The organism is Paraburkholderia sp. UCT70, from assembly GCF_050434085.1.
Classification (GTDB): domain Bacteria; phylum Pseudomonadota; class Gammaproteobacteria; order Burkholderiales; family Burkholderiaceae; genus Paraburkholderia; species Paraburkholderia tuberum.
Genome location: NZ_JBNPVZ010000003.1, coordinates 1211965 through 1238022, shown reverse-complemented (window position 1 = coordinate 1238022; position 26058 = coordinate 1211965). Strand labels below are relative to the sequence as shown.

19 protein-coding genes and 3 pseudogenes are annotated in these 26058 nt (G+C 60.2%); 13 read left to right on the top strand and 9 right to left on the bottom strand.

The window, feature by feature from the left end:
* Nucleotides 1-144 precede the first annotated feature (144 nt).
* Nucleotides 145-1908: a PAS domain-containing sensor histidine kinase gene (locus OKW41_RS23625; protein ID WP_429574130.1), complete on the bottom strand. Its 1764-nt coding sequence runs from the start codon at nt 1906-1908 to the stop codon at nt 145-147.
* Between the two features lie 744 nt (nt 1909-2652).
* Here OKW41_RS23625 and OKW41_RS23620 point away from each other — a divergent pair.
* Complete coding sequence (locus tag OKW41_RS23620; protein WP_429574129.1) at nt 2653-2841, top strand: hypothetical protein; 189 nt, start codon at nt 2653-2655, stop codon at nt 2839-2841.
* Nucleotides 2842-2972: 131 nt separating this feature from the next.
* On the opposite strand, the pseudogene OKW41_RS23615 reads toward OKW41_RS23620, so the two are convergent.
* A pseudogene (locus OKW41_RS23615) lies at nt 2973-3209 on the bottom strand (integrase); the annotation flags it as partial.
* Between the two features lie 155 nt (nt 3210-3364).
* On the opposite strand from OKW41_RS23615, the gene OKW41_RS23610 reads away from it, so the two are divergent.
* A complete protein-coding gene (locus OKW41_RS23610) occupies nt 3365-4477 on the top strand; it encodes a CapA family protein (RefSeq protein ID WP_429574128.1) in 1113 nt (370 codons plus the stop codon).
* Here OKW41_RS23610 and OKW41_RS23605 read toward each other — a convergent pair.
* A pseudogene (locus OKW41_RS23605) lies at nt 4474-4644 on the bottom strand (alpha/beta hydrolase); the annotation flags it as partial. The gene OKW41_RS23610 and the pseudogene OKW41_RS23605 overlap by 4 nt on opposite strands.
* Here OKW41_RS23605 and OKW41_RS23600 point away from each other — a divergent pair.
* A pseudogene (locus OKW41_RS23600) lies at nt 4630-5941 on the top strand (IS4 family transposase). The pseudogenes OKW41_RS23605 and OKW41_RS23600 sit on opposite strands and share 15 nt — an antisense overlap.
* An 86-nt stretch (nt 5942-6027) precedes the next feature.
* On the opposite strand, the gene OKW41_RS23595 reads toward OKW41_RS23600, so the two are convergent.
* Nucleotides 6028-6246, bottom strand: coding sequence for a four-helix bundle copper-binding protein (locus OKW41_RS23595; protein WP_429574371.1), 219 nt, complete (start codon nt 6244-6246; stop codon nt 6028-6030).
* Between the two features lie 1678 nt (nt 6247-7924).
* Between OKW41_RS23595 and OKW41_RS23590 the strand changes: the two genes are divergently transcribed.
* The 5 genes from OKW41_RS23590 to OKW41_RS23570 all read left to right on the top strand — a co-directional run bounded on the left by OKW41_RS23590 (nt 7925) and on the right by OKW41_RS23570 (nt 14778).
* Nucleotides 7925-9097, top strand: coding sequence for a tetratricopeptide repeat protein (locus OKW41_RS23590; protein ID WP_429574127.1), 1173 nt, complete (start codon nt 7925-7927; stop codon nt 9095-9097).
* Entirely contained in the window at nt 9094-10233 is a 1140-nt protein-coding gene (locus OKW41_RS23585) for a HupE/UreJ family protein (RefSeq protein ID WP_429574126.1), read from the top strand. The genes OKW41_RS23590 and OKW41_RS23585 overlap by 4 nt, the downstream gene beginning before the upstream one ends.
* A gap of 16 nt (nt 10234-10249) precedes the next feature.
* A complete protein-coding gene (locus OKW41_RS23580; protein WP_429574125.1) occupies nt 10250-11716 on the top strand; it encodes a DUF4331 domain-containing protein in 1467 nt (488 codons plus the stop codon).
* A 317-nt stretch (nt 11717-12033) separates the two neighbouring features.
* Nucleotides 12034-12903, top strand: a complete 870-nt coding sequence (locus OKW41_RS23575; RefSeq protein WP_429574124.1) for an SHOCT domain-containing protein — start codon at nt 12034-12036, stop codon at nt 12901-12903.
* 969 nt (nt 12904-13872) lie between these two features.
* Complete coding sequence (locus tag OKW41_RS23570; RefSeq protein WP_429574123.1) at nt 13873-14778, top strand: alpha/beta fold hydrolase; 906 nt, start codon at nt 13873-13875, stop codon at nt 14776-14778.
* A 458-nt stretch (nt 14779-15236) separates the two neighbouring features.
* On the opposite strand, the gene OKW41_RS23565 is transcribed toward OKW41_RS23570, so the two are convergent.
* The gene (locus tag OKW41_RS23565) at nt 15237-15587 is read right to left on the bottom strand and encodes a VOC family protein (protein WP_429574122.1); all 351 of its coding nucleotides are present in this window, start codon (nt 15585-15587) and stop codon (nt 15237-15239) included.
* 259 nt (nt 15588-15846) lie between these two features.
* On the opposite strand from OKW41_RS23565, the gene OKW41_RS23560 reads away from it, so the two are divergent.
* Nucleotides 15847-17073 carry an MFS transporter gene (locus OKW41_RS23560; RefSeq protein WP_429574121.1) on the top strand — a complete coding sequence of 409 codons (1227 nt, stop codon included), beginning with the start codon at nt 15847-15849 and terminating at the stop codon, nt 17071-17073.
* 273 nt (nt 17074-17346) lie between these two features.
* Here OKW41_RS23560 and OKW41_RS23555 read toward each other — a convergent pair whose 3' ends face one another.
* The 3 genes from OKW41_RS23555 to istA all read right to left on the bottom strand — a co-directional run bounded on the left by OKW41_RS23555 (nt 17347) and on the right by istA (nt 20533).
* A complete protein-coding gene (locus tag OKW41_RS23555; RefSeq protein ID WP_429574120.1) occupies nt 17347-17784 on the bottom strand; it encodes a RidA family protein in 438 nt (145 codons plus the stop codon).
* Between the two features lie 430 nt (nt 17785-18214).
* A complete protein-coding gene (gene istB, locus OKW41_RS23550) occupies nt 18215-18973 on the bottom strand; it encodes an IS21-like element helper ATPase IstB (protein WP_342960893.1) in 759 nt (252 codons plus the stop codon).
* 12 nt (nt 18974-18985) lie between these two features.
* Nucleotides 18986-20533, bottom strand: a complete 1548-nt coding sequence (gene istA, locus OKW41_RS23545; RefSeq protein WP_429574051.1) for an IS21 family transposase — start codon at nt 20531-20533, stop codon at nt 18986-18988.
* A gap of 334 nt (nt 20534-20867) precedes the next feature.
* On the opposite strand from istA, the gene OKW41_RS23540 reads away from it, so the two are divergent.
* The 4 genes from OKW41_RS23540 to OKW41_RS23525 all read left to right on the top strand — a co-directional run bounded on the left by OKW41_RS23540 (nt 20868) and on the right by OKW41_RS23525 (nt 24651).
* Nucleotides 20868-21764, top strand: coding sequence for a hypothetical protein (locus OKW41_RS23540; RefSeq protein WP_429574119.1), 897 nt, complete (start codon nt 20868-20870; stop codon nt 21762-21764).
* Complete coding sequence (locus tag OKW41_RS23535) at nt 21764-22483, top strand: IS6 family transposase (RefSeq protein WP_429574370.1); 720 nt, start codon at nt 21764-21766, stop codon at nt 22481-22483. The genes OKW41_RS23540 and OKW41_RS23535 overlap by 1 nt, the downstream gene beginning before the upstream one ends.
* 72 nt (nt 22484-22555) lie before the next feature.
* Nucleotides 22556-23434 (top strand): tyrosine-type recombinase/integrase, encoded by an 879-nt coding sequence (locus tag OKW41_RS23530; RefSeq protein ID WP_429574118.1) that lies wholly within the window; start codon nt 22556-22558, stop codon nt 23432-23434.
* An 8-nt stretch (nt 23435-23442) separates the two neighbouring features.
* Nucleotides 23443-24651, top strand: coding sequence for an IS91 family transposase (locus OKW41_RS23525; protein WP_429574117.1), 1209 nt, complete (start codon nt 23443-23445; stop codon nt 24649-24651).
* A 742-nt stretch (nt 24652-25393) separates the two neighbouring features.
* On the opposite strand, the gene OKW41_RS23520 is transcribed toward OKW41_RS23525, so the two are convergent.
* Nucleotides 25394-25828: a phosphate-starvation-inducible protein PsiE gene (locus OKW41_RS23520; protein WP_187639207.1), complete on the bottom strand. Its 435-nt coding sequence runs from the start codon at nt 25826-25828 to the stop codon at nt 25394-25396.
* Nucleotides 25829-26058 lie beyond the last annotated feature (230 nt).

Sequence of the window (26058 nt, the reverse complement as noted above, 5' to 3'; positions counted from 1 at the left end):
ACTCATAGGCGCGCCGCGGCGGACATTGCAACGTCGGCTTCGAGCCAGACAGCGGACGCTGGCCGATCGACTCTAGCTGCCGCATCGCCGGCTCAGCCGACTCGCGGACCGCAACCGCCAGAAAATTGCTCGTGCTGCGTGCAATCACGATGAAAGTTCTGGATAAACCGGCACCGTGAACTGAAAGACAGCGCCGCGCGGCACGTTGGCGCTCGCCCACAATCGGCCGCCGTGTGCTTCGATGATCGAGCGGCAGATCGACAGTCCCATCCCCAAACCGGTCGGCTTCGTTGTATAGAACGGGGCGAAAACGTGTTCGGCGCTGTCCGCGGTAAAGCCCGGCCCCGAATCGCGCACCGCCACGAGCACGCAGCCGGCGTCGGCCGTCCCGGTGCTGATGCGCAATTCGCGCACGCCATCGCTGACGCCGCTCATGGCCTCGATCGCGTTGATGACCAGGTTGAGCAGGACCTGTTGCAGTTCGACCCGGTCTCCCTCGATCAACGGCAAGCCGTCTGCGAGTTGCGTCTGTACCGAGGCGTCGCTCTTGTTTGCTGCGCCACGGGTTAGCTCGAGCACCTCGCGAATCGCCTCGTTGATGTCCACCCTGTCCTTCCGGGGTGGTGCCTTCTTGATCAGTGCACGGATCCGGCCGATCACGTCCCCCGCCCGATTGGCGTCCTTCATAATACGGTCGAGCGCCTGCCGGACCTCTTCCACGTGAGGGGGCTGGCTGCTCAGCCACTGCAGGCCAGCCTGGGCGTTGGTGACCGTCGCGGCGATCGGCTGGTTGACCTCATGGGCGATCGAGGCCGCGAGCTGGCCCATGGTGGCCACGCGGTTCGCGTGTGCCAACTCCGTCTGCACCTCGCGGTAGCGCCGCTCGCTCTCGCGGGCTTCTTCCTCCGCCCGCTTGCGTTGCGTTATATCACGCGAAACCGACAGCAGTTGCTCGGGCTGGCCGTGCGCATTGCAGATAGGCGTGGTAATTACGTCCCACCAGCGCGGCTCCCCCTTTGCTGACGGACAGAACCCCTGAAATCGCCCAATCCCTCCAGCCCTTGCGGCAGCGACGGCTTCGCTTATCCTTGGGCGGTCTTCCGGCTGCCAGAAGTCGATCCAGGATATATTCAGGTAAGGCTCAAGATCGTCTATTTCGAGCAATTGTTGACCGCCGCTGCTCATGAATAGCAGCTTTCCGCTTAAGTCCAGCACCTTGATGCAGTCCGTGCTGCTCTCGATGATTCTCCGCTTGAGTTCCTCGCTATCCCGCAGCGCGCGCTCCGCCGCTTTGGCTTCCGTGAGGTCCTGAAATTCAATGACGGTACCCACGGCTCTGTCCTCGCGAAAGATCGGACTGGCCGTGTACCGGACCGGGAAGAAAGTCCCGTCCTTGCGCACGAACAGATCCTCTCCGCACACCGTCTTGCGGTGCCGCGACGCTCCCGTCAACGGGCATTCGCGCACGGGATAAGGCGACCCGTCCGGCTTGGTGTGGTGGATCTTGTCGTGGACAACATGCCCCATCAGTTCGTCGGCCCGATATCCAGTGATCCGTTCAAGAGCCGGATTGACAAACGTTCCCAGCCCAGTCGGGTCAACCATATAAAGCGCCGACGACGCGTTGTCGGTGATCGTGTTCAGAAATTGAACTTGGTATCTTTGATCTTCGTTAGCCTTCTGGAGTAGCGCAGTGCGTTCGGCCACGCGCTGCTCCAACCCTACATTCAGCTGGCGGAAATTTTCTTCACTTTGCCGCAGTGCCTCCTGCGAGAAGCGCAGTTTGGCAACGACCCAGATGATTCCGACCGTATAAACCAGATTCAGAAGCATCCGGAGCACAATTGCCGGGCCTATGTTCTGTTGGGCAAAATATATCGTGGCGATGCTACCGCCGATCAGTGCCACTACTCCAGCCCGCCAACCTGCTACCCATGTAGCGAGCGCTACCCCCGCTTCGAAGAAAAGAAGAACAGGCTGTTGGCGGTGATACGGAAGAATCAGCACGATTATCAGCGCGGTGACGGAGATGAGAACAGCAGACCCGTAACAGAAAACGTACGGGTGCTGGTCTGCAAATCGCCGAACAAACATTGGTGAACCGTCGTGACCCATGCAACCCTCTCAAAGGGGACAGGTGACCAAGCAGGAACCGGCGGAGCTTCGCTGAACCGTCGGCTCTGGGCAAGAGCAGATCACCTAGTTCAACAAACAATGCCGCTGAATTTGTCGCCTGGCAAGGTAGATGAGCATTGTTGTCGATTCCGCTTGAATGGACCGGGACGTCTCATGGATGAGCGCCCCTCGGATGCAACCCGCAGGGTTGACATGAACGGCCGGTTGCCCTTGTAAGCCGACCATCGAACGGGGCGCGGCTGATGGGCCGCTGTGGGTCGTCAAGCGTCTATCGCCGAGCTTTGCCTTTAGGGGCCGCACGTGGCCTAAGACGTAACCGCTATGACGGGGATGTTGAAGGATGGCGGCACATCAATTTGACTGATGGCTTGCGAAGAGAATTATGGAATGACGCGCAAAAAATCGGAGGGCGGAACGCCTCCCACGAGGACGTTACGGAAACGACTCGGCGATACATGTGCACCCCCATCCGGCCTGCTAGACTGGAAGTTCCCCATGCAAGCCATGGAGGGAGACATGACGACCGTCTACGTCGTGAAGACTGGCGAGAAGTTCCTCTGCACCGCAGAGGACGGCGATATCGGCATGGCACCGGAGATTAAGGAAGCCACGTCCTTTCTCTCATATGAGGATGCGAACAAAGTCGCGAACGAGAACGCCGACCCCGGATACGAAATCGTGGCCGTCAACATCACGAGACGCTGATGAGGAGTCCGCTCCCAGGCGCTCAGTGAACGAGGGCTAGCAATTCAGGAGGCGCCATGCGATATGGCACATTGAACGTTAGCATGGACCGCAATCCCGTTTTCCACGAACGCTCAAGAATTCGGAGTGTCGCCGCGCACCATGACGCCGGCAAACGGATTGATGATCACGTAGTGCTGGCCGACGAGCCACGCAAAGAGCGCGCGCAGCACGGCGAGCGCATACGCGGCGAGCGGACCGTCTGGCCGCGTGCGAACGCCCTCTATTCGGCGGAATCGCGCCGGCTGTGGCCGGCCCGGCCGGCGCGGCCGTCGCAGCAACGCCCGGTACGCGATCGCATCGTCGGTCGTGAGCGAGAGAGCGGGACGATTGTAGAAACGGCGTCGCGAGTGCGAAGCAGTGATTGCACGCGGCCGGCGCTGCTGTACAGCCCCGAACGCTAGACGCCGAAGTGCCAGCAAACTATCTTGAAGGCGTTCTGGGCTGACTTACCGCACCGGGAACATTGGTTTTTTCCAGAAGGATGAACTGCATCAAGCTGTTTCTGTGCGGGGACGTGATGTTGGGACGCGGTATCGATCAGATACTGCCGCATCCGAACCTGCCCCATCTCTTCGAACCCCATATGCGTTCGGCGAGAGGCTATGTGCGCCTCGCTGAAGCGAAAACCGGCCCGTTACCGGAGTGTGTCCCGTTCAGCTACGTGTGGGGCGATGCGCTGCTCGAACTGGAGCGCATGAGTCCTGCCACGCGCATCATCAATCTCGAGACGGCCGTCACATCCAGCGAGGACGCATGGCCCAGAAAGGGCATCCACTACCGCATGCATCCCGCCAACGCGCCCGTCTTGAGCGCCGCGAAAATCGACTGCTGCGCGCTCGCGAATAATCATGTGCTGGACTGGGGCTATCGCGGGTTGAAGGAAACTCTGAATGCCTTGCGTTCAGCCGGCATTCATTCGGCTGGCGCGGGGCAGGACGACGTCGAGGCGGCCGCGCCTGCCTTGATCGAACTGGCGGGCGGCGGCAGAGTGATGATCTTCGCCTTCGCCACGGAATGCAGCGGCGTGGGCGCGGACTGGGCCGCCGATTGGGGCCGACCCGGCGTGAACCGGCTCCCTGATCTTTCGGCTGACAACGTATGCACGATCGCGGCGCAGGTGCGAGCGGTCAGGCAGGCAGCCGACATTGTCATCGTCTCGATCCATTGGGGCGAGAACTTCGATTTCGACATACCTGCTTCGCAGCGATACTTCGCGCACGAACTCGTCGATTCGGCGGGCGTGGATCTCGTACACGGCCATTCGTCGCATCACGTGAAGGGCATCGAGCTGTATCGAGGCAAACTCGTCCTGTACGGCGCCGGGGACTTCATCAACGACTATGAAGGTATCGGCGGTCAGGAAGCGTTTCGCAGCGACCTTGCGCTGATGTATTTTCCAACGCTCGACCTTGAAACGGGCACGCTGACCGAACTGTCGATGACGCCGACGCAGACACGCCACTTCCAGATCAACCGGGCGCCTGAAGAAGGCATTCGATGGCTACACGAAACGCTGAATCGGGAGAGTCATCCATTGGGCGCCACTGTGGAGCGCCGCGCTAACGACACGCTCGTGCTGCGTTCGGGCGCTTAGGCGTCGAGATAACGCTTGAACCACTGCACCGCGTACCGTGAAACGGCTTCCAGTGTGCCGGGTTCTTCGAACAGGTGGGTCGCGCCGGGGACGATCACAAGATCCTTCGGACATTCGAGCAGAGCGAAGGCCTCCCGGTTGACTTCGATGACATTGACGTCGAGCCCGAGACGCTGGATTTGGGTGATCCACGGCGAGACCAGCGCGCGAAGGAGCTGGTCAAGCGGTTCGCCAGCCGGCCCACGGCCAGCATTCCGGGCGCGTGCGAAGGCTGGGCCGAGACGATGGCGGCATATCGCTTTCTGGGCAATGAGCGAATCGACTGGCGCGACATGATGCAGCCGCATTGGGACCGTACCACGACGCACATGAAGCAGTTGCCGGTGGTGCTCTGCATTGCCGATACGACAGAGCTGAACTTTAACGGTCAGGACATCGATGGGGCCGGCCCGCTCAGTTATGAAGCACAGGTGGGCATGTATCTTCACGCGACCTATGCGGTGACACCGGATCGGGAGCAGCTGGATGTGATGAACGCATGGATGTGGGCGCGCGAGCCACGCGATGCAAACGGCAGGCGTGGCGGTGTCAGGGAAAGTGTGCGGTGGATCGAGAGCTATGAGATCGTGGCCGAGCAGGCACGGGCCCTGCCTGATACGCGACTGGTGTATGTGGCCGATCGTGAAGGTGACATCGCCGCGCTCATGCAGCGTGCGCAGGAACTGGGTGAACCGGCGGACTGGCTGATCCGGTCCCAGCACAATCGTGCCCTGAGGGACGAAGAAAGGCTGTGGGAAAAGGTACATGCGAGTAACGTGCTCGGCCATATCAGCTTCGTACTGCCCCGGGGCGCAGTGGCCAGAAGGCGCGTGAAGTGAGGCAGGAACTGCGTAGCCAGCGCGTCACGCTGGCCGGGCGCGCCGGTGTCACGCTCACCTGCGTCGAGGCGTATGAAGTGGATGCGCCAGCGGGTGTGAAGCCCGTCATCTGGCGTCTTGTGACCAACCGCGAAGCGGGCGATGCGCATGCGCTCATCGAACTCGTTGACTGGTACCGCGCGAGATGGGAAATAGAAATGTTCTTCAATGTCCTGAAGAACGCCTGCCGGGTAGAGGCGCTGCAACTCTCACAGATTGAGCGCGTGGAGAAGGCGCTCGCGCTGTACATGGTGGTATCGTGGCGTATCGCGCGGCTCATGCGTGTCTTGTCCGGAGCTGGACGCGTCGTTGTTCTTCGCGGCTGACGAGATACACGGCGCTCACGTGCTCTGTAAGAAGGCGCGTCCGAAAAAACCACCGACGCTCAACCAGGTGATACGGATGGTCGCGTCACTGGGGCGGATTCCTCGGGCGCAAGAGCGACGGCGAACCGCGCGCGAAGACGCTGTGGATTGGCATGCAGCGAGTCATGGATACTGTGATCACCATTCAGATCTTGCGCGACGGCTACGACACTTCTGTATAACGAAATGCCTCAAACCGGGTGCGGCATTTCCGACGCGATACGCGACGCGCTGGCCGTCGGCGGGCGCGCTGATGCTGAGCAAGACACTAGATTGCCCGGCAGGCTTCCGCGCATCTCCGGGACGCATCGCTGCATGTTCCGCAGTGCTCGGGTGCGTGCCGCGCACATTCATCGGCGCACTCGTCACAGATCCGTGCGCAGAGTTCGCAAAACTCGGGTGCGAAATGGCTTTGTCGAGCCAAGGCCGCAGATGTGAGGCGGCATAGCGAAGCGCAATCGGCGTTGAGGCGAATACATTTGGCCATGTTAACCCGGCCCGGTTCATCGAGGCAGGCGGATGCGCAGCGATCGCAGGCAGCGGCACAAGCATCGCAGGCTTCAATAGACGGCTGATAGATTTCGGGGTTCATCGACGAAGCTCCAGCTTGAATAGAGTTGTTCGGCGTCCGCCGCGTGCTCTCCTCGAAGGCAAGGCGCAACGTGTTGCGATAACTTCAGGGCGGACCAGCGCGGCTCTCATAGCAGCGTAGTCGCTCGTGTCGGTGCCGTAAAGCGAAGCTACGAGCCGGATTCCTCGCGAATAGCTTCGTTAAACGTTTCGAGTTTGATTCACTGTACCGGTTCGCCGCGGTTCCGGAAGAGAATCTTCGAGACAAGGTGAAAACTGAGGCACTAATCTCCCAGGTCGACGCTTTCCGCGATGGCCGCTCGGTGATCGACATTCGTCTCAACCGAAGCGTCCCAGTGCGGCCAACTTTCCTTGGACCAACGGCGATAGCAAATGAGTGCAACGACCGCAACGGTTGCCGCCTGCTCCAGTGGAGCGGTGGCCGTTCTATCCTTGAAAGCTGCCGCTCAGTCTGCGCCTGCTCGAGGGGCGGCTCAGGGTCGTGAAGAGCCGGTCGCCTTCCCAGAATGATCGCTTTGCGGCGACTGGGTTGCGTAGCTGCCGCCGCTTCCCGACAGCCGAAGCAATTCAGTGCTTTCGAGTGAAGCTAACCGTGCTCCAGCTAATTTCGTTTCCCTGCATCTGTAGCAAGGTGTAGAAATTTGTTAGACCTTGCTCCCTTATAAAGAAGAGATTAGCTAAGCCCAAGCAATTCCGTCTTGCATTAACGACCAGCTGGACCGAATTAGTTGGATTCGATGGGATCTGTGCCACAAATTCGTTAGTCCGACACGCTCGCCTAGGACCCGTGGCTTAACGAAGTCCCGGAAGTGGTCCCATCGCAAATGCTGTGCTTGATCGTCCTCCGTCGCCGCGGTTTTTGGCTTTCTCGGCGGCAGGGGAAACGACTCCGCGTGCATCGCCTCGACTGGGCAGAGTTGAAGGAAGGAGCGCGCCTCGTCGGTACATTTGCACGACGGTCCGCGAATTCGGTCTGCGGCACAATCGCAACTGAGCGTTTTTCGTCGCCAGGTTTATGAAAACGCTTCATGAGCACGGGTGCTCGTCGGAGTTGACCGTGAGCGTCGTGAACGCAAGCGACAAAGATCCGTCGGGCTCTTTCCACTGACGTCAAAGCGCCGCGATCTCGGGCTTGTAGTGGGAACAGGCTAAAGGTATCCCGGCGGGCGTCGTTCGGGTGTGGCTTAAGACGGCTTAAGACATCGTTGTATTGACGGTTCATGACAGATCGTATGCGTTGAATGTGATTGAGGAGTCGCCTATAAATCGAACCGGAAAGCCAAAAATGCAACTCGAAACCCTGAAAAAGCCCATGCGTGCTTGCTTATGGTGCAGAGCGTTACAGACGGATCTAATTCAAGGTCGAGCGGCTATATAGCGCAGACGTTTCGTCATCTCATCGACATTAATTACTTCGCTCTTCACTTGCCCGCGCTGGCGGCGTAGCACGATGTCGTTTGCATCGGTCAGTCACACGCGCAGAAAAAAGCAAGACGCTGGAGTCAACAGTGACAGCCGACTGCATCCAGATCGGGACTTTTCGCGTACAACCCAATGCGGACGGGAGAAGGTCGATGTCGGGTTGGCCATTCGTCACGGTGGTAGCCGCGCTTGTCTTGCTCTCAGGCGAGAGCGGGGCGAAGCCATACGTACCCGAAAGCGATGGAGTGGTGCTCGAACACCTCCCAGAAAAAAACGATCCGGCGCTCGCGCAACTGAAACGCATGCGCGCGACGCTGATGATGGACCCGCGCAATCTCAACCTGGCAATTCCCGTCGTGCGTCGCGCTCTCGAAGCGGGGCGGAGGCTGGGCGATCCTCGCTTCTTCGGCCAGGCGCAGGCGGCGCTGGCGCCGTGGTGGAGCGGAGAGGATGTGCCGCCGACTGCGTTATTGCTTCGCGCGACGCTCAAGCAAAGCCAGCATGATTTCGAAGGCTCGCTTGCCGATCTGGATCGGTTGCTGGCCGCGCATCCAGCGCTCACGCAGGCGCGACTGACGCGCGCCACAGTGCTCAGCGTGCGCGGGCGCTACGCGGACGCGCGGCACGATTGCGAGCAACTGAAGGGACTCGTTGCACCCATCGTCGTTATCGGGTGCGATGCGACACCGGCGAGCCTGACCGGCAACGCAGCCGGCGCATACCCGGCGCTCGTGCAGGTGCTTGCGCAAGGCGTCGGCAATCTGGACGTGCGCGAGTGGGCGTTGACGCTCGCCGCGGAAATTGCCGCTCGCCGCGGCGACTTCGATGCAGCCGAGCGACATTTCCGCGACGCACTTGCGCTCGACCCGCGTGACGCTTATCTGCAGGGGGCGTATGCCGATTTTCTGCTGGATCGGGGTCGTCCGCGAGAGCTGCTGCCACTTTTGCGTGACGCTACAAAAAACGACGCGCTGCTGCTTCGTTTAGTGCTGGCCGAGCAACAGCTGCCGGAATTGCGCGAGTCATTCGCTGCGCACCGCGAGGATCTCTCGGCGCGCTTTGACGCTGCGCGTCGCCGCGGGGATAGCGTGCATCGCAGGGAGGAGGCGCGCTTTCGTCTCACTGTGGAACATGACGCCAAAGCGGCACTCATTCTCGCGCGCGAAAACTGGTTGGTCCAGCGCGAGCCGCCAGACCTGCGGATTCTGATCGAAGCCGCGCGTGCGGCCGGCGATGCTGACGCCCTAAAGATTGCATCCGATTGGGTCGCCGCAACGCGTCTCGAAGATGCATCGATTGTCACGCTGCTGCAGGTGCGGCAATGAGGCGCGTCGTCCTCGCCTTTATGCTCGCGTTGCTGATAGCGCCCGCGTTTGCGCATAAGGCAAGCGACGCCTACCTCACACTGGAGCGCAGCGGGCAAGCGCTGCGCGGTCAGTGGGATATCGCGCTACGCGATCTCGACAACGCGCTTGGGCTCGATGAGAACGGCGACGGGGACATCACGTGGGGTGAAGTACGCTCGCGAAAGCGTGATATCGCGGCATATGCGCTTGCACACCTCAAGGTGTCCTCCGCCGGCAAGCTTTGTGCGCTCGAACCGACTGGGCAACTGATCGACTCGCACACCGATGGCACCTACGCGGTGCTGACGTTCACAGGACAATGTCCGCGGGCGAGCCCAACACTTTCTATCGATTACCGGCTGTTCGAACGCCTTGATCCCCAGCATCGCGGACTTCTGAACTTCGTCGAGAACGGCGAGAGCCGAAGCGTCGTATTTAGCGCTGACGCGCCGCACCGCATCGTCGGCACCGATACCGGCGGGCCTTTGACACAGTTCGCGATGTATCTGAACGAAGGCGTCTGGCACATCTGGACCGGATACGATCACATCCTGTTTCTGCTCTCGCTGCTGCTGCCTGCGGTGCTGATTCGTGAGGGGCGTGCATGGCAGCCCGGCACATCATTTCGCCGGGCATTCATCGATGTCACCAAGGTTGTGACCGCATTTACGGTGGCGCACTCGATCACACTCACGCTCGCGGCGCTATCGATCGTCGTGCTGCCTTCGCGGCTCGTTGAATCGGGCATCGCCTTGTCGGTAGTGCTGGCGGCGCTGAATAACCTGTTTCCGCACGTGACGAACGGACGCTGGATGGCGGCGTTCGGCTTCGGGCTGCTGCACGGATTGGGCTTTGCAGGCGCGTTGCACGACCTCGGCTTGCCGGCCGGTTCGCTTGCGTTGTCGCTCGCCGGATTCAATCTTGGCGTCGAAGCAGGACAACTCGCCATCGTATTCGTTTATTTGCCACTGGCGTTCTCGTTGCGAGCAACCTGGACATACCGGCGCGTGGTACTTGCCGGCGGCTCAGCGGTGACCGCGACCGTCGCCATGATCTGGCTGCTCGAGCGCGCACTCAACGTCGCGATATTTAGCGCGTTTGCCGCCCCGTTATAACTTGAAGGAGAACACCATGAGATCTGTTGTGCGCATCATGGCGGCCGTCGCGCTTTGCGCCGCGGCGCTTTGGAGCAGTGGAACGCTGCCTGCCAGTCACCGCGAGGCACCCCTGATTGCGAACGACCCGACCGCCGACAACACTGACTTTTACATGTTCCGGAGTTGGACGAACCCTAACAACGTCGTTTTCATTTTGAACGTGATTCCCATGCAGGACCCTGGCGCTGGGCCGAACTATTTCAATTTCGGCGATGACGTGATTTATCGCATCAACATCGCCACCAATGGCAACGGCAAGGCCAACGACCTGGTCTACGAAATCCGCTTCAAGACCGAATTGCGCGGGGCCGTGGCGAGCCAACAGCTGCCGCTGTCATACGCCGCGTTGCCGCCGATCACTGCGCTCGACGGCCCTGGCTCGGACGGCCTGATCCTGCGCCAGAGCTACACCGTGACGCAAGTTCGTCACGGCCAGCGCACCGACCTGGGTACCCAGAGGATGTTCGCGGTGCCGTCCAACGTGGGACCGCTAACGATGCCCAATTACGAGGCGCTAGCCGCACAGGGTATCTACTTGCTGGCGAACGGCGGCAAGGTCTTCGCCGGACAGCGTGGTGAGACGTTCTACATCGATTTGGGCGCCGTGTTCGACACGGTGAATCTGCGCCGCGCGCCGCCTGTGTTGACACCGGCGGAGGATGCCAACGATCACGTGAATCCTTTTGGCAACGACACGTTCTCCGGCTTCAACATCAGCACCATTGCGATCGAAGTGCCGATCACCACGGTGACGTCCAAACCCAATGGCGTAATCGGCGCGTACGTGTCCACAATGCGTCACGAAGGCCACGGGATAGGCGACGATGAGGACAACGACGGACGTTGGGTGCAGGTGTCCCGCATGGGCAATCCACTCGTCAATGAACTGATCATTGGGACCGATACGAAAGACAAATGGAACACGACCGATCCGGCCGACGAAGCGCAATTCCTGGGTTTCTATCTGAACTCCAGGCTGGCGACCGCACTCAACCTCCGGTTCGGCTTGACGATTCCGACGACCAACCGAACTGATTTGGTAAACGTGCTGCTCAAGTATCCTTCCCAACCGCAGACTGGGACGTGCGGCGCACACGATTGCTCGGAACTTCTGCGGCTCAATCTGGGTGTTTCTCCGACACCGCCGGCACAGCAGCGTCGCCTCGCCGTTCTTGCCGGGGACAGCGCCGGCTGGCCCAATGGGCGGCGCCCGAACGACGACGTGACCGACATCGCGCTGCGGGTCATTGCGGGCCGTCTGACAGGTGCGCCAACGGGCAACCTGTTGCTGGGTGATGGCGTGAACTTCAACATCGGTGCCGAAGGCAGCAACTTGACCGTGAACGGAATCTACACCGTATTCCCCTACCTGCCGACACCGCACGACGGGAGAAATCGCCGCCACATCGACTGCGGTGAAGCGGGTGCCAATCCCTGCTGAATGGTAATTGAGGTCCGCCGCGATACGGCATAAGGTGTTCGCGGCGGTCGACAGTTGCACTTCCGGGGCAGGCGTCGGACGCTCTGTTCCCGACTGGATCGTTGAACAGCGTCTCACGCCCCGAAAGATAGGTAGTGAGATCCGACGAAGCAAAAAAGGGGCTTGCGTCCAGTGCTGCGATCGCGCCGGTGCACGGAACTGTTATCCAGCCACGTTGCCTAATTTTCGCGATTCTCGCTGAATTGCCCCTCTGGCACCGGGCAGGTGGCGCTGCGGCTTATAGAACCCGGTGTCGGAAGAAACATGAGTGGATCACCATGCGAAAACTCACCCCCGCCGGCCAGCAATTGATCGAAGAGATAGCCCAGCGACATGGGTTCAGCACCGACGCCGTGATGAGCATGCTGGAGTCTGTGATTCGCGGTAACGGCAGCATGGCCCAGTTCAATTACCCCGAATTTGGTGGCTCCGGCCAGTGGATGCAGGGGGGAATGACCATGGTCTCCGACATGTTCAACAACTACTTGAAAGGCAGGGTCGATGGGCTCTGTTCCGAGCTTTCCCGCCTGATAGCAAACCAGCCCGACCTTATTCGCAGCGGCAGCTTCCAGTCGCAGAGCCAGGGTACCCAGCAGCAGGGCAACGACGGCGGCGGCCAGCTACAACAGCAGAGCGCTGGTCACGGTGGCAGCAACCAGCAGCAGACTGCAGCCGGACCAGTCGGACCGGTAAGTCTGTTCGTTCCGCCTGCGCCCGGCACCTCTGGCGACTGGTGGCCCGCTGATCTGGGACGGCCCAACAGCACCGGCGCGCAGAACGACGTCCGTTATGCCTACTTCGCACAGCCCCGGCGCCTGGCGATCGAAGTGAACGGTAAGGTGACGGTTTACAATACGCTCGATCACCAGATCAGCGGCTTCTCACAGCAGCAGTCCCGCGGCGCATCCCTCACATTCGCGAGCCAGCACGGCCTGGTTGCTGTCGCCAGCCTGCCGGTTGTCTCGGTCGGTGGCGTTCCGCAGGCGGCGCCGCCGCCGGTGCGGGAGGAGCCCGTCAGCACTCAGTCGGTTGCCCGAGAGGCTGACGTGTTCACCACCATAGAGAAGCTCGCCGCACTGCACGCGAAGAGGATTCTCAGCGATGAGGAGTTCGCCGCCAAGAAGGCGGAACTGCTCAGCCGTTTGTGAACGTCCCGTCATCGCGCAGCGCAATCGGGGCAAGATTTCTACTTGGCTGAAACGCCCACACCTCTCCCCCCGTCCCCTCTCCACTTGGGCCCTCTAAGGCGATGATGCGCATTGCCTAATCCTAATCGTAGGTTAGGTACAGCCGACCGCATCGGGCAGAAGTCGGCCATCTACCGCCGTTCGACGAATATTCGTGACTGTCTGCTTCCCTGTGAGTTTGAGCCGGTAGCGTCTGGTAGCCCTTGCACGTCGCGATCGCCGAGCAGATCGCTTCCGTGCGCCGCTGCTACTGGACCAAAGTCCCATAGCACTTCAACCCATCCCCAGTTAGGCTGAAGCTACATCAGATCAGCTCATCGGACGCCTCAAGCTCGGGAAGCACGCGCAGGACTCTTGGTGACGCGACTACGTGGCGAATTGCGCGAAATTGAGGAAAACTGGGTTTATGCCCCCCATCCCTGATGACCTCCGCAAAAGGGGATTCGCCTGACAGGCAGCGCGAGCCGCGACGGCTGCTGCGCGCGCAGATGGCCTCGAAGGACATGTCCGTTGTCCGTTTGGGGCTCGGAATTATCTGATGTGTATGCTGGCGAGCCGTCCGTGACGGCGAACAATTTGGTGAAGCGTTGGTGCCAAACGCCTCCGCGACGCGACCAGCGCGTTATGAACGCCCATGTCTTGGCACAACTGGAATTCTGTTCAGGGGCGCCTACAATTAGTAGCGCCCCTTCCTTTCATCGATGCCCTTCGATGCCGAAGCATCAACCGAAAGATTTTCCCGCCCGTTAGATTCCCCGTTTGATAAGCGTTCGACCCGGTCGGGGCAGTTTCGCTCGTCGAGTTTCGCCGATTGACGGCGCCTGAACTGAGAGGCGCATGACCGGTCGCCCCCCGGGAAACCCTGCCTGCGCCCGTGGGCAAAGAAGGTAGGGCGGAAGCTCGCGACTAATCAGATCAATGAGACACGTTATGAAGAACGTCCAGCACACGTTGGTCGCAGTATGCGTCCTCACGTTGTTTGCACTTTCCGGGTGCCATAGCCCTCCCGTCTACCCGCCCGATAAAGTTGCGACCGTCAACGGAACGCAACTTGCTTACACCGAGGCCGGCCAAGGCACGCCGGTCGTGTTTGTCCACGGGGCGTGGGCAGACACCCGTGTCTGGGCCGCCCAGCGCGACGCGGTCTCCGAACATTACCGATTCATCGCGTACAGCATGCGCTACCACATGCCTAACCAGTGGCAGGATGATGGCAGCCTCTACAGCATGCAGACTCAGTCCGCCGACCTGGCAGCGTTTATCAAGTCGCTTAACGCAGGACCGGTTCATGTCGTCGGTCACTCGTTTGGCGGTCAGGTAGCTGCACAGGTAGCGATGGAGCACCCGGAACTGGTGAAATCTTTGGTCTTGGAGGAAGCTTCAATTTTCACGGTATTGAATACGCCTGAGGGAAAAGCGGCCGCTGGTGATTTCTTTAAGCCCGCGCCTGCCGCACAGGCCGCGCTAAAAGCCGGCGACTCGCTCAAGGCAACTCAAATTATGATGAACTCCGTCCTCGGTGATTCGGATGGTTGGAGCAAACTCCCTGCGCCGGTCATCGACATGCTGAGCGACAACGCGAAGACTATGGGACCGTTTATGGCCGCGACACCTCCGCCGGTAGACTGTGCGAAGGTTGGAACGATCAAGGCTCCCACACTCGTCATTGAAGGCGACCACAGCATCGCTTTCTTCCGGGAAATAGACAACGTACTCGTTCGATGTATCTCCGACAGCGAACGCGTCGTTGTATCTGGCGCAGATCACATGATCCAGATACGTAACCCCAGCGCAATGAACGACGCGGTGCTATCGTTTCTGGCCAGGCATCCCTGAGAAGGAAGAGTGGCTGCTCAATCCACACTTTTCAAACCTCGCGGAGTTATTCGCGCTCGCGCCTTCACGAAATGAGCCCTTTCCTGATGTCCCAGCCCACCACAATGTAACCGTCAAGCCGTTAAATGAAGGCTGAATTTGCCTCTCGTACCAATGCGCTTCGAATGGTTCGGTTCGGGCGATGAGGTCGCCCAGTCTCGATAACTAGCACAAATAATGAGGCCGGGGTCGTAAGTGCAAGGCCCAAAAGCCACTGCGCGGCAGGCAGTGTCTCATCGCGTTAGCTTTTTCTACGCATGATGGCTTATTCGCAACGGCAGATAAAAGCCGAACAACGGACGGCTGGTTGAAACTTCCGAACGTCAGTTGAGGGTCGCCTGCTGCCTGTCGGCCTCAGGCACATGTCGGCCAAAAGCAGCCTGTCGAAATGGCCACGCAGATCGTCGACAATATTCGGGTTAGCCGCAGAGCCCAACGCAATTTTCCCAAGGGTCGCGCAGCATGCACATCCGCTTTCCATCTTCCACTTGGCCTGGACCACGATAAAGCGTGGCACCTATGTTCAGAAAAAGCTTTAGCGATTCATCGAAGTCATCGACGGTCCAGTAGACGACTGTGCCCGCCGATCCCGCCGATAATTTTGCATCGGCGGGAACAATTTCGAGTCTGATGCCATTGAATTCGAGGTATGTCAGATTGAAGTCGTCAAGAAAGCGCCTTTCAGCGCCTCGAAAAGCTGATTGGTACCAGTCCAATGCGGCCGGCACGTCTGGCACATACACAAGCACTGCACATATTTGCGAGTTCATGCGGGTTCTCTTTTGTGTCGTCGCTGAACGAGGTGAGGAAGATCGCGATTCGCGATATTGGTCGAAAGATCTGCTTTAGCAAAGTGGGCGACCTAATTGTTGAACCGAGAGAGCGCTTTGTCGGTACCCATTTGTCCGCTACGGTCGAGGCATGCAACTCGCATAGGGCTGTGGCCGGTCCAGAAGGCGACATTCACCGGTACACTAGGAATTCGATACTTCCCTATATTCAATCCGGCCGTCGGCAAGGATGTCCTCGATGAAGCTTTTGAGCATTCGCGATTACGTGTTTTTGCTTTCAGCGCAATCGGCGTCCACGTTGGTCGGTGCAGGTATGAACGTGGTCTTTCCGCTGTTGATCCTGAAATTCACCGGATCGATGGCTGCCGCAGGGGTGGTGGGTGTCTTGAGGTCCGCGCCTTACTTATTCTTGAGCCTGCCATTAGGGGCGCTAGTCGATCGATGGAACCGCAAACACATCATGATGGCCTGTCAGACCGGGCGGTACATCTGCTTTTTCGCCCTTGGCCTGATGGCACATTACGGCGTCGTCAATCAGTGGCACATTTACCTCGTCTGCATAGTAGACGGCATCTTGTTTGTATTTTTCAATATCGCTGAAGCGGCAGTCCTGTCGAGCGTAGTACCCCGCGAACTTCTGTCTCAGGCATCCAGCACGAACGAGGCTGGCTTCGGTACCGCGATGATTCTCGGGCCGGCTGCTGCTACGTTGGTCTATCAAATTTTTGGGATTAGCGGGGCGCTTTTCGCCGGCGCTTTTTGCTACCTTTGTTCCTTGATCCTCCTCAAGATACTTAAGACCGAACTAAATGTTTCGCGTGTGGACGCGCGCCGTTCCTTGACCGAGGAAATAGCGGAGGGAATTCGATGGCTTTCGGGTGCCCGCCTGGTTCTTTTGCTTGCACGCATTATGGGAGGGTTGAATTTAAATAACGCCGCAATGCCGCTATTGGCAATCACTGTGGGACAACGGTTGGGCGTCAGCGATACTTCGATTGGTACGATGGTCGCATGCGGAGGTATCGGAAGTGCTCTCGGATCCATTTGCGGCACGCGTTGGTTGCGTCTGCATGGTTTTGGACGTGGAGTGGTGCTGGCTGCCTGGCTCCATGCGATTGCATTTGGTGCGTTGTTCATAGCGACAAATTTGCCGATGCTTGGCTTAGTCTATGGGCTAGTCGAAGCGTTCTACTCCCTCTACGCCGTTATGCAATTCGCTTACCGTGTTAGGTCCGTGCCAGAGAAGCTTCAGGGAAGGGTCAATAGTGCATGCCGATTAATAGCCTTTTCTTTGTATCCCATAGGTTCGGCGCTCGCTGGGATAATCTCCGAATACTGGGGCGTACAAGTTTTATTGACTCTTTTTACGGCGGTTGCGGTCCTGCTGGCTTGTACTCTATCGCTCAGTCGGTCGATCGCGCCTACATGGCATGAAGGTTCTGTTCGGGAAGGCTTACGAGAATGATTGTGTGCTCCTGCGGGAACACTGGCAGGGCGATACCTATCGCGCGGTGTTCGCTGAAGGATATTTCGGTTCGGCAAAATCGGTGATGTAGCGTCTATGCACGTCCCGGCAATGGCAACCGTCGCTGCTTTCTTGCTGTGAATGGCCGTTTTGGAGGAAACCCAGAGGCAGTTGTGGGTCGCCTTATGCCCTTTGTATGGGAGGCCGTGCCTGCGGCGATCACCGCGCTTGGTCGTCGGGCGCTAGCCGGCCAAGCCTGGTCGTGCGAGGAAATCACTCACGTAGTGCCTGGTTGCCCGGCCTAGGATGGCGAAACCGCGAGCGGGGAATTTCGGCGATCGCCGCGATCTCGATTAGCAGTTCAGGCCGGTATAGACGTTGGACCTGGACGGTCGTCGTGACAGGATACGGCGCACCAAAAAACTCTTGGCGAATGTCGCCGGTGGCCATAAAGGCCTCAATGTCCGTTGCATAGTGAACCATCGAAACCACATCCGCCATCTGTCCACCAATCGACGCTAGGACGCTGCGAATATTCTCCAGAACCTGCCTTACCTGCGCGCGGATGTCCCCTTGCCCGACGATTTGTCCATGTCGATCGAGCGACACTTGGCCCTTCAGGTGAGCGATACGGCCATCGCCTTGAATGACCGCCATAGAGAAGGTGCCGAACGGCGCCCAAACTTCCATCGGGTTCACTGCATCTACCATTGCCAAACTCCTACGATGGGGTGTTGCAAGGCATCATACATGGCCATCGAATGGCCGTTATCAGGCCGGGCGAAGGTCCGTTGCGGGTCGGGAGTACGCACTGCCGACTGGCCGCTTCTGGGCCGCTGAATTCCAGTGACCGATTTCGACCGATGAGTTCGAAGACCGGACTGACGCAGCGCGGCCAAATTCGGCCGTTCGCCTCAGCCGCTTACAACGTTGACAATGCGTTAGCTGTTGGTTCTCCACTTGCTCACGGGCGGCGACGCTTATCTAGCTCCGCACGCTGACTTTAGGCGCCGGCTGCGTATTCCACGCAAAGAGAACAGCCATTCCACTGCAAAGTGAATCGTGATTCCACGGCAAAGAGAACAAGGATTCCACACCATCGCGAACAAGCTGAGCGCAGCGACGCGGGACCTTTGCCTTTTTACTCGGACTGCTGCTTCGCGGTCAATCGGCTACGCGTCTTGCGCAGTGATTCGCCCGCGAGCGTGATGCGATGTGCGTTGTGCACGAGCCGGTCGAGGATCGCGTCGGCGACGGTCGGTTCGCCGATCGCTTCATGCCAGTGATCCACTGGAATCTGGCTGGTGGCGAGCGTGGATCGATGTCCGTGCCGGTCATCGAGCACCTCCAGCAGGTCGCGCCGCGCGGAATCGGTCAGCGGCGCCATGGCCAGATCGTCGAGAATCACGAGATCCGTCTTGGCCAGTTGCGCAAGCCACCGCGCGTAGCGCCCGCTGCCGTGTGCGATCGCCAGTTCCTCGTTCAGTTTCGGCACGCGCAGATAGCAGGCGGAGAACCCCTGACGGCACGCCTGGATAGCGAAGGCGCAACCCAACCAGCTCTTGCCGAGCCCGGTCGGGCCAACCACGATCAGGTTCTGCCTCTCCCGAAGCCACTCACCGGTCAGCAGTCGGGCGGTGAGTGCCCGGTCCAGGCCGCGGGCGGTGCGATAGTCGATGTCCTCGGGCGAAGCGTCGGGGACCTTAAGTCTGGCCCGGCGCAGCCGGGCCGCCGTTTGTCGCGAGTCACGTTCACTGGATTCACGCTCGACCAGCAGCCCCAGACGTTCTTCAAAGCCCAGCCGGTCAATGCCGTCCTGGGACTGTTGCTCGGCAAGCGCCGCCGCCATGCCGGGCAGGCGCAGCGCGTGCAGTTTGTCGACAGTGGGATGTTGCAGCATAACGACTCCCTTTCAATGATAGTAAGACGGCCCGCGCACGTTGGCGTGCATGAGCGGCAGGTCAGCCTGGGCGGGAGCCGCTTCGGGCTCCCGGTCCAGGCCGTTCTTCAGCGTCGAGGCAATGAACCTGTAGTTCGGCGCTTTCAGATCGATGGCGCGGCGGCAGGCGGCTTCGAGCCGGTCGCGCCCGTAGTCCTTGCCCATGCGCAGCACGCCCAGGCAGGTTCGATAGGATTGTTGCGGGTGCTTGCGGGCGCCCAGCAGGTGCTGGATGACGGCCGCCGTATGCGGACCGACGTCGGCGGCCCAGTTGCGCAGCCGCTGCGGATCCCAGCCTTTCGCGACCGCCAGGTGCTCGGGTGGCATGTGTGCGTCGATCGTGGTGTGGTGGCGAGCTCGGGCGCTTTTGCCGTGGGCGGCAATGCGCTGGCCACGATGGAAGATTTCGACGGTGTTGGCCGTGTGACGCATGTCGACCTGCTCGCGCGCGTAGCGGTACGGCACCGAGTAGTAGTGCTGATCGAGCTCAACGTGGTAGTCCGGGCCGACGCGTGCAACCTTCCATTCCGCGTACTGATACGGCCGCTCGGGCAACGGCCTGAGCGCCGGGCGATCGATCTCGTCGAAGACGCTACGGCGGGATCCGGGCAATTTCTTGAAGGGCCGGTTGTTCAGATCGGTCAACAATGCGGCGACCGCCCGGTTTGCCCCGTCCAGACTGAAGAAGCGCTGATTCCGCAGGCGGGCGAGGACCCATCTCTGCACCAGGAGAACCGATAACTCTGCTTTCGGCTTGTCTCGCGGTTTTTTACTGCGAGCCGGAATCACAGCCACGGAGTAATGCCTGGCCATTTCCTGGTAGGTTGGATTGATGTCCGGATCGTAGAACCCGGGCTTGTGGACGCCCGATTTCAGGTTGTCAGGGACCAGGATTTCGACCAAGCCGTCATAGAACGCGAAGGCGCGCACGTGCGAGCCGATCCAGTCTGGCAACTGCTGGGTCCAGGTGAGTTCCGCGAAGGTGAAGCCGGACACGCCGAGCGCAGCGACGAACAACTCGGCCTCGCGGATTTCACCGGTGTCCGGGTTGATGATGCCCAGCTTCTTGCCCGAGTAGTCGACGAACAGCTTCTGGCCCGGCACGTGCGTTTGCCGCATCGTGACCGGCAGCCGCTGCGCCCATTCCTGGTAAGCCTTGCAAAACCAGCTGTAGCCGCAGCCGTCCGGATGCTGCGCCTTGTATTCCTGCCACAGCAGATCAAGCGTGACGCCTTTCCTGCCGATCTCGCGATGCACCGTCGGCCAGTCCGGCATGCCGCGCGTTGGCTCGCGCCGCGCCGGCGGCGGATACAGCCTCGCCTCGAGCGCCGCGTCGTCCGTCAGCAGTTCCGCTGGCAGCGGCCAGCCCAGCCCTGCCAGCCGCGTGCGGCGCAGGTAATGCCACACCGTTGTTGTCGAGGCGCCGACCGCGTCGGCGATCTCCCTCTGGTTGCGGTCGCACTCGAAATGCAGCCGCAGCACTTCCCTGATTTTGCGCATGGTCAACCTGACATTTGCCATTCGGCACTCCCGACAAAACCGTCGATCGTGCCACCGTTGACCCACGTCGCCGCCACCCCGAAATCCTGTTCGCGATGGCGTGGAAACCCTGTTCTTTCTGCCGTGGAATCGGCATTAACTTTGCCGTGGAATTCGTGTTCTTTTTGCCGTGGAATCCCTGTTCACTTTGGCGTGGAATATTCAGCCGGCTTGTCGGCGGCCTCGATCTTCATAGAATCTGCAGGGGATTTTCCCCCTGGTCGACACGTTCTTTTACGATGTTGTCGCCTACAATCGTCTTGCATATAGCTGGTGAGGTACGCGTCCAGCCGAACGACCTTATTTGGCCACTTGCATGATCAGCTTCGGAGCGATGCAGCTTTTGCAACGGGTGGTGCTGGCGCCCGCGCGCCGATTGGCCGCGTGGTCGTTCGCTGTGCTCGATCGGCTCCCAATCCGCTGGGAACTGGTGCAGGAGGCCGGCCTCCTCCTGGGGGTACTCGCCTTCTTCTGCCTATTCGCTCTTTATCGAGCGACGATTGAGCGCGTCTTAAACTTCAACTCCTTCGAATACTTCAGCGATACAGTTGGTCTGGTCGGCTGGGTCTGGCTGTCCGCCGCGATCATCGTGCCCCTACTGCCGCGCACCGGTTGGCTAGGGGCGATCCGCCCGGCGGTGCTCGGCATCGCCATCGGGCTAACCCCGCAAATCGCTTTTCTGATTGCCTACAACAGGCTGCTGCCGCGCTGGACAACAAAACAGGAGATTTTGCCCGCCATCATTCTGGGCTTCGAGCGTGCGCTCCTGCGGCTGCATCTCTGGCTGAAGCCGCTGGAGGAGAACGGGCTGCTCTGGATCGCGCTGGTGGTCTGCCTCGGCGGAATGGTGGCTCTGCTGCGCCGGCGCCCGGCGATCCTGACGCATTCGCTGGAAACGTTAGGGCAGTTGAAATACGTAAGCTACGTCGTCGTCGCCGCGGGCTGCTTCACCGTGGGTTCCAGCGTCGCAGTCGGTGAATACCAGCCAGATGTGAGGCTGCGTCTGATGGCCGAGGAGGCGAGCGAGATGCGCGCGGCAGTCGGGCTGTTCCTAGCCGAGCATATCCGAGACGAATTTCGCAGCGGCGATAGCAGCGCGCTGCTGCCCTACGCCGAGCTGATGCGGGCCGTGGCGGGTGAGCGAAACGGTTCTGGTGCAAACAGTGAATGTGATCGGTTAGAGTGCTGCTTCCCCGATCTCATGATTCGATAATGAGCAAGCTTAAAAACATGGGCGATCTGTTCTCAGGCCGTCACTTCAACCGCGATGTGATCATTCAGTGCGTGCGCTGGTATCTACGCTACAAGCTCAGTCTGAGTGATCTCGTCGAGATGATGGCCGAGCGCGGCCTGTCGCTCGCCCACACAACGATCCTTCGTTGGGTGAAGCGTTACACGCCGGAGTTTGTCAAGCGCTGGAACCGTTTCGGCACGCCTGCGGGAACGTCGTGGCGTGTCGACGAAACGTACCTGAGAGTCCGCGGTAAATGGGTCTATCTTTATCGGGCAGTAGATCGGGCGGGTCAGACGGTTGACTTCCTGCTCAGGGCGAAACGCGACGTGAACGCGGCCAAAGCCTTTTTCAACAAGGCAATCAAACATCAGGGGCGGCCGCCGCAAACCACTACACTCGATGGCTATGCCGCCTCACACCGTGCTGTGCGCGAGATGAAGGCCGACGGCCTGATGCCCGAGGGCACGAAGGTTCGATCTTCGAAATATCTCAACAATCTGATCGAACAGGACCATCGCCATATCAAGTCCCGGACCAATGCCATGCTCGGCTTCAAGCGTTTCAGGAACGCCGCGAGCACTCTGGCCGGCATTGAGTTGATGCATCGCATTAGCAAAGGCCAATTCAATCTCGCAAAGCTCGGCCTCAAAGATGCCACTGTACCCACCGTATGGAATGCGGTCCTGTCTTATCGATAAGGTATCCTTTTTATCGAGACCTTTTCGTCCAGACAGCCTATTTGCACCAGAACCGTCTTCTGGAGGTTCGTCATGACACTGCTCCGACAACGCATGCTGCACGACATGCAGATCCGCAACCTTGCTGTCAACACGCAGAAGACCTATCTCCTGCAGGTTTCCAGTTTCGCCCGACACTTCCGGCGCTCACCCGAGGTGCTCGGTCCCGAAGAGATCCGTGCCTGGATTATCCACCTGACCAGCGAACGCAAGCTCGCGCCAGCCAGTGTCCAACTCGCCGTAGGCTCGCTGCGCTTCCTGTACCGCATCACGCTCAGGCGGGACTGGAGTGACGAGGATTTCCCGTTACCCAAACGGCCCGTGAAGCTGCCCGTCATCCTGAGCTTCGAGGAAGTCACGCGTTTCTTCGAGTCGATTCCCAGCCTCAAGCAGCGCGCCATCCTGATGACGGCCTATGCGGCCGGCCTGCGTGTCTCCGAAGTCCTGCATCTGAAGGTCACCGATATCGACAGCCAGCGGATGATGATCCGTGTCCACCAGGGTAAGGGCCGTAAGGACCGCTACGTAATGCTCTCGCCGCGTCTGCTCGAGGTCCTGCGACTGTACTGGCAGGACGCCCACCCGAGGGAATGGCTCTTTCCAGGCAGCATTCCGGGGCGGCTCATCAGCCGCCATGCCGTGGGCGACGCATGCCAGCTTGCACGTGAGCGCAGCGGCATCACGAAACCCGTTACACCACATTCCTTGAGGCACGCGTTCGCCACTCATCTGCTGGAAACCGGTGCCGATGTACGCCGGATCCAGCTGCTCATGGGACATCGCAGCATGGCGACCACGGCACGGTACCTCAAGCTGGCGACGAGCACCGTGTGCGCCACCACCAGTCCCTTTGACCTGCTGCCGCATCCCGCACCCACTCCCTCCCAGCCGCCTGCGCCCGAGTACTTCTGAAGCTGGCGATGCGACCGGCGCTCGAGGTGGCGGACATCTTCCGCCGCTGCGGCCCACAGTACCGGCAGACCCATGCCGACGCCCTCAGTCATGCCCAGCGGCGCGCGATGAGCGCCATCGAGCTGTGCCGCACCGCCGCGCTCGGCGGCCATGTCGAGCAGTGCGATGCCTGCGGCCATCAGCGCATTGCCTACGACTCATGCCGGCATCGCTGCTGTCCGAAATGCCAGTCGCTCGCCCGTGCGCAGTGGCTCGAACGCCGGCAGGCCGAACTGCTGCCCGACGTCGAATATTTCCATGTCGTCTTCACGCTGCCCGAGCCGGTCGCCGCGCTCGCGTACCAGAACAAGAAGACGCTCTACGATCTGCTGTTTCGCACCAGCGCCGAGACGCTGCGCACGATCGCCGCCGATCCGAAACACCTGGGCGCGGAGATCGGCTTCATCACGGTCATGCACACGTGGGGGCAGAACCTGCTGCACCATCCGCACGTGCATTGCGTCGTACCCGGCGGCGGCATTGCCCTGGACGGCGAGCGCTGGATCGCCTGCCGGCCTGGCTTCTTCCTGCCCGTGCGGGTGCTCTCGCGGCTCTTCCGGCGGCTCTTTCTCGACCAGCTGCGCCGCGCGTTCGACGCCGGCGCGCTGCGCTTCCATGGCCAGCTCGAGCCGTTGCGTGACCCGCGAGCGTTCGCCGCCTGGCTCGCGCCCGCTGCTCACGCGGAGTGGGTCGTCTACGCGAAACCACCGTTTGGCGGCGCTGCACAGGTGCTCGATTACCTGGGCCGCTACACGCATCGCGTCGCCATCTCGAATAACCGGTTGCTGCGCTTTGATGGCGATTCGGTGTTGTTCCGGTGGAAGGACTACCGTCACGAAGCCCGCCACAGGACCATGACCCTGACGGCCGACGAGTTCATCCGCCGCTTCCTGCTGCACGTGCTACCCGACGGCTTCAAGCGCATCCGCAGCTACGGGTGGCTCGCCAACTGCCACCGGGCGGCGCGCCTGGCCACCTGCCGGCGGCTGCTCGGTGTCGAGCCGCCCGCCGCCGCGTCACCCGCCACCGCAGAAGACTACCGTGACCGTTACCAGCGGCTCACCGGCAGGTCACTACGCGATTGCCCCGTGTGCGGCAAGGGCCACATGGTCCGCATCGAAGGCGGTGTGCCTGGCATCCTGCCGCGGGCTCCACCTGACCCGAGCCATGTGCACTGACCGGCATCAGCACTACCCCCGAGCACGTTGGTCTTCCCCCACGCGGCCAGCGCGAACCCACTCGTACTTTGGCGTCATCGCACCATCACAATGCCGCGAAACTCCGCATTCCTTACCCATTGACGTCCGCATTCCCGCTGTCTTCGCGCAACCGGCTCCGTCAGCCCGCCCGTTTCCGGCGTGCGATGGCCACGCGCCGGGTATTGCAAATCACCGCGACGTTCATTCAATGCCCATAAACGCCAGCGCCTGCGGAGCGGTTTAGCACAAACATTTTTTTGATTGCCGATCGCGGACTGGCCCCGACTCGGCTGTTCACCGGTCAGTAGCCACGATCGCCAACCAAAAAAATCTCTGCTTTATTGCCGATCGCGGACTGGCCCCGACTCGGCTGTTCACCGGTCAGTAGCCGCGATCGCCAACCAAAAAAATCTCTGCTTTATGGAAAGCTTCGCATAAGGCCGAGGACTTGCCAACCGGCTCGGAGGCATGAATGACCGTTGCACCCCTTGGGTTCAACCGGTGGCGTGCACATCCCGAAGTCAAATTTTCTTCAAAACCGCGCCGCGTCAAAATGAAAAGCCAGTGGCGTCAAAGACGGATTGGCTTCCTCGAGACCATGCATTGGGCGTACTGCGCCTGTGCAAGTACTATGACCGCGACGCACCGGAAGGCGTGGACCCGCACCACGGTGATGATGACGTGGAGTCGCCCCGCGACTAACCGCATGGCCGTTGCCCGCTTAGCGCGCACCCTCGTCAGGCCGTTCGTCGGCATTGCTTGGATACCTGGACTGTCCATAACGAATCAGCAGCACACCTAGCGCTATCAGCAAGATGGCGCCAGCCGAGGCGACAAGATGCAGCTCGGTATTTGCGCCAGCGCGCAGGATGACATCGCGGGCGATCGAGACCATGGCTATGTAGAGCGGAAAGCGCACCGGCAACTGCCCCGCCTTCAGGTATTGCCCGACCATCGCAAACACTTCGAGGTATAGAAACATGAGGAGCAAATCAGTCAGCGTAACGCCGCCGGAGTCTGTCATTTTCCAGATCAGATGCCCCATCGCCAGCGCGGTCCCGATGCCGATGGCCAGCAAGCCCACCAGTTCGGCCATCTCTATCACTTGTTCGAGCCGCCTTTTGATGCTCCGGTGCAGAGCGCCTTCATACTTCATCCACACTGCTCCTTTGAAAGGTTGAAATGATATTTCGATATAGCTGCTCATCGGCGCAAGTATGGCTGCACCGATTGCATGCCACGCCCGCAGCGGAGGCAGCAGGACCGGGCAGGCCGTGCCGTTGAGAAGATGATTGGTGGCCAGTGGCGATGAACGCGGCACGGGTCGCGAGCTTAACCCCGGATCGCACGGGCACGCCCATTGATTACTGCCTCCCGTTCATTTTG

Bases quoted from the DNA above. Each gene is read 5' to 3' on its own strand.
- OKW41_RS23585 (WP_429574126.1), top strand. From the start codon at position 9,094: ATGAGGCGCGTCGTCCTCGCCTTTATGCTCGCGTTGCTGATAGCGCCC.
- OKW41_RS23555 (WP_429574120.1), bottom strand. From the start codon at position 17,784: ATGGTAGATGCAGTGAACCCGATGGAAGTTTGGGCGCCGTTCGGCACC.
- OKW41_RS23620 (WP_429574129.1), top strand. From the start codon at position 2,653: ATGACGACCGTCTACGTCGTGAAGACTGGCGAGAAGTTCCTCTGCACC.
- OKW41_RS23595 (WP_429574371.1), bottom strand. From the start codon at position 6,246: ATGGCCAAATGTATTCGCCTCAACGCCGATTGCGCTTCGCTATGCCGC.
- OKW41_RS23570 (WP_429574123.1), top strand. From the start codon at position 13,873: ATGAAGAACGTCCAGCACACGTTGGTCGCAGTATGCGTCCTCACGTTG.
- OKW41_RS23525 (WP_429574117.1), top strand. From the start codon at position 23,443: ATGCGACCGGCGCTCGAGGTGGCGGACATCTTCCGCCGCTGCGGCCCA.
- OKW41_RS23590 (WP_429574127.1), top strand. From the start codon at position 7,925: ATGTCGGGTTGGCCATTCGTCACGGTGGTAGCCGCGCTTGTCTTGCTC.
- istA (WP_429574051.1), bottom strand. From the start codon at position 20,533: ATGGCAAATGTCAGGTTGACCATGCGCAAAATCAGGGAAGTGCTGCGG.
- OKW41_RS23610 (WP_429574128.1), top strand. From the start codon at position 3,365: ATGAACTGCATCAAGCTGTTTCTGTGCGGGGACGTGATGTTGGGACGC.
- OKW41_RS23520 (WP_187639207.1), bottom strand. From the start codon at position 25,828: ATGAAGTATGAAGGCGCTCTGCACCGGAGCATCAAAAGGCGGCTCGAA.
- OKW41_RS23530 (WP_429574118.1), top strand. From the start codon at position 22,556: ATGACACTGCTCCGACAACGCATGCTGCACGACATGCAGATCCGCAAC.
- OKW41_RS23535 (WP_429574370.1), top strand. From the start codon at position 21,764: ATGAGCAAGCTTAAAAACATGGGCGATCTGTTCTCAGGCCGTCACTTC.
- OKW41_RS23580 (WP_429574125.1), top strand. From the start codon at position 10,250: ATGAGATCTGTTGTGCGCATCATGGCGGCCGTCGCGCTTTGCGCCGCG.
- istB (WP_342960893.1), bottom strand. From the start codon at position 18,973: ATGCTGCAACATCCCACTGTCGACAAACTGCACGCGCTGCGCCTGCCC.
- OKW41_RS23575 (WP_429574124.1), top strand. From the start codon at position 12,034: ATGCGAAAACTCACCCCCGCCGGCCAGCAATTGATCGAAGAGATAGCC.
- OKW41_RS23540 (WP_429574119.1), top strand. From the start codon at position 20,868: ATGATCAGCTTCGGAGCGATGCAGCTTTTGCAACGGGTGGTGCTGGCG.
- OKW41_RS23560 (WP_429574121.1), top strand. From the start codon at position 15,847: ATGAAGCTTTTGAGCATTCGCGATTACGTGTTTTTGCTTTCAGCGCAA.
- OKW41_RS23565 (WP_429574122.1), bottom strand. From the start codon at position 15,587: ATGAACTCGCAAATATGTGCAGTGCTTGTGTATGTGCCAGACGTGCCG.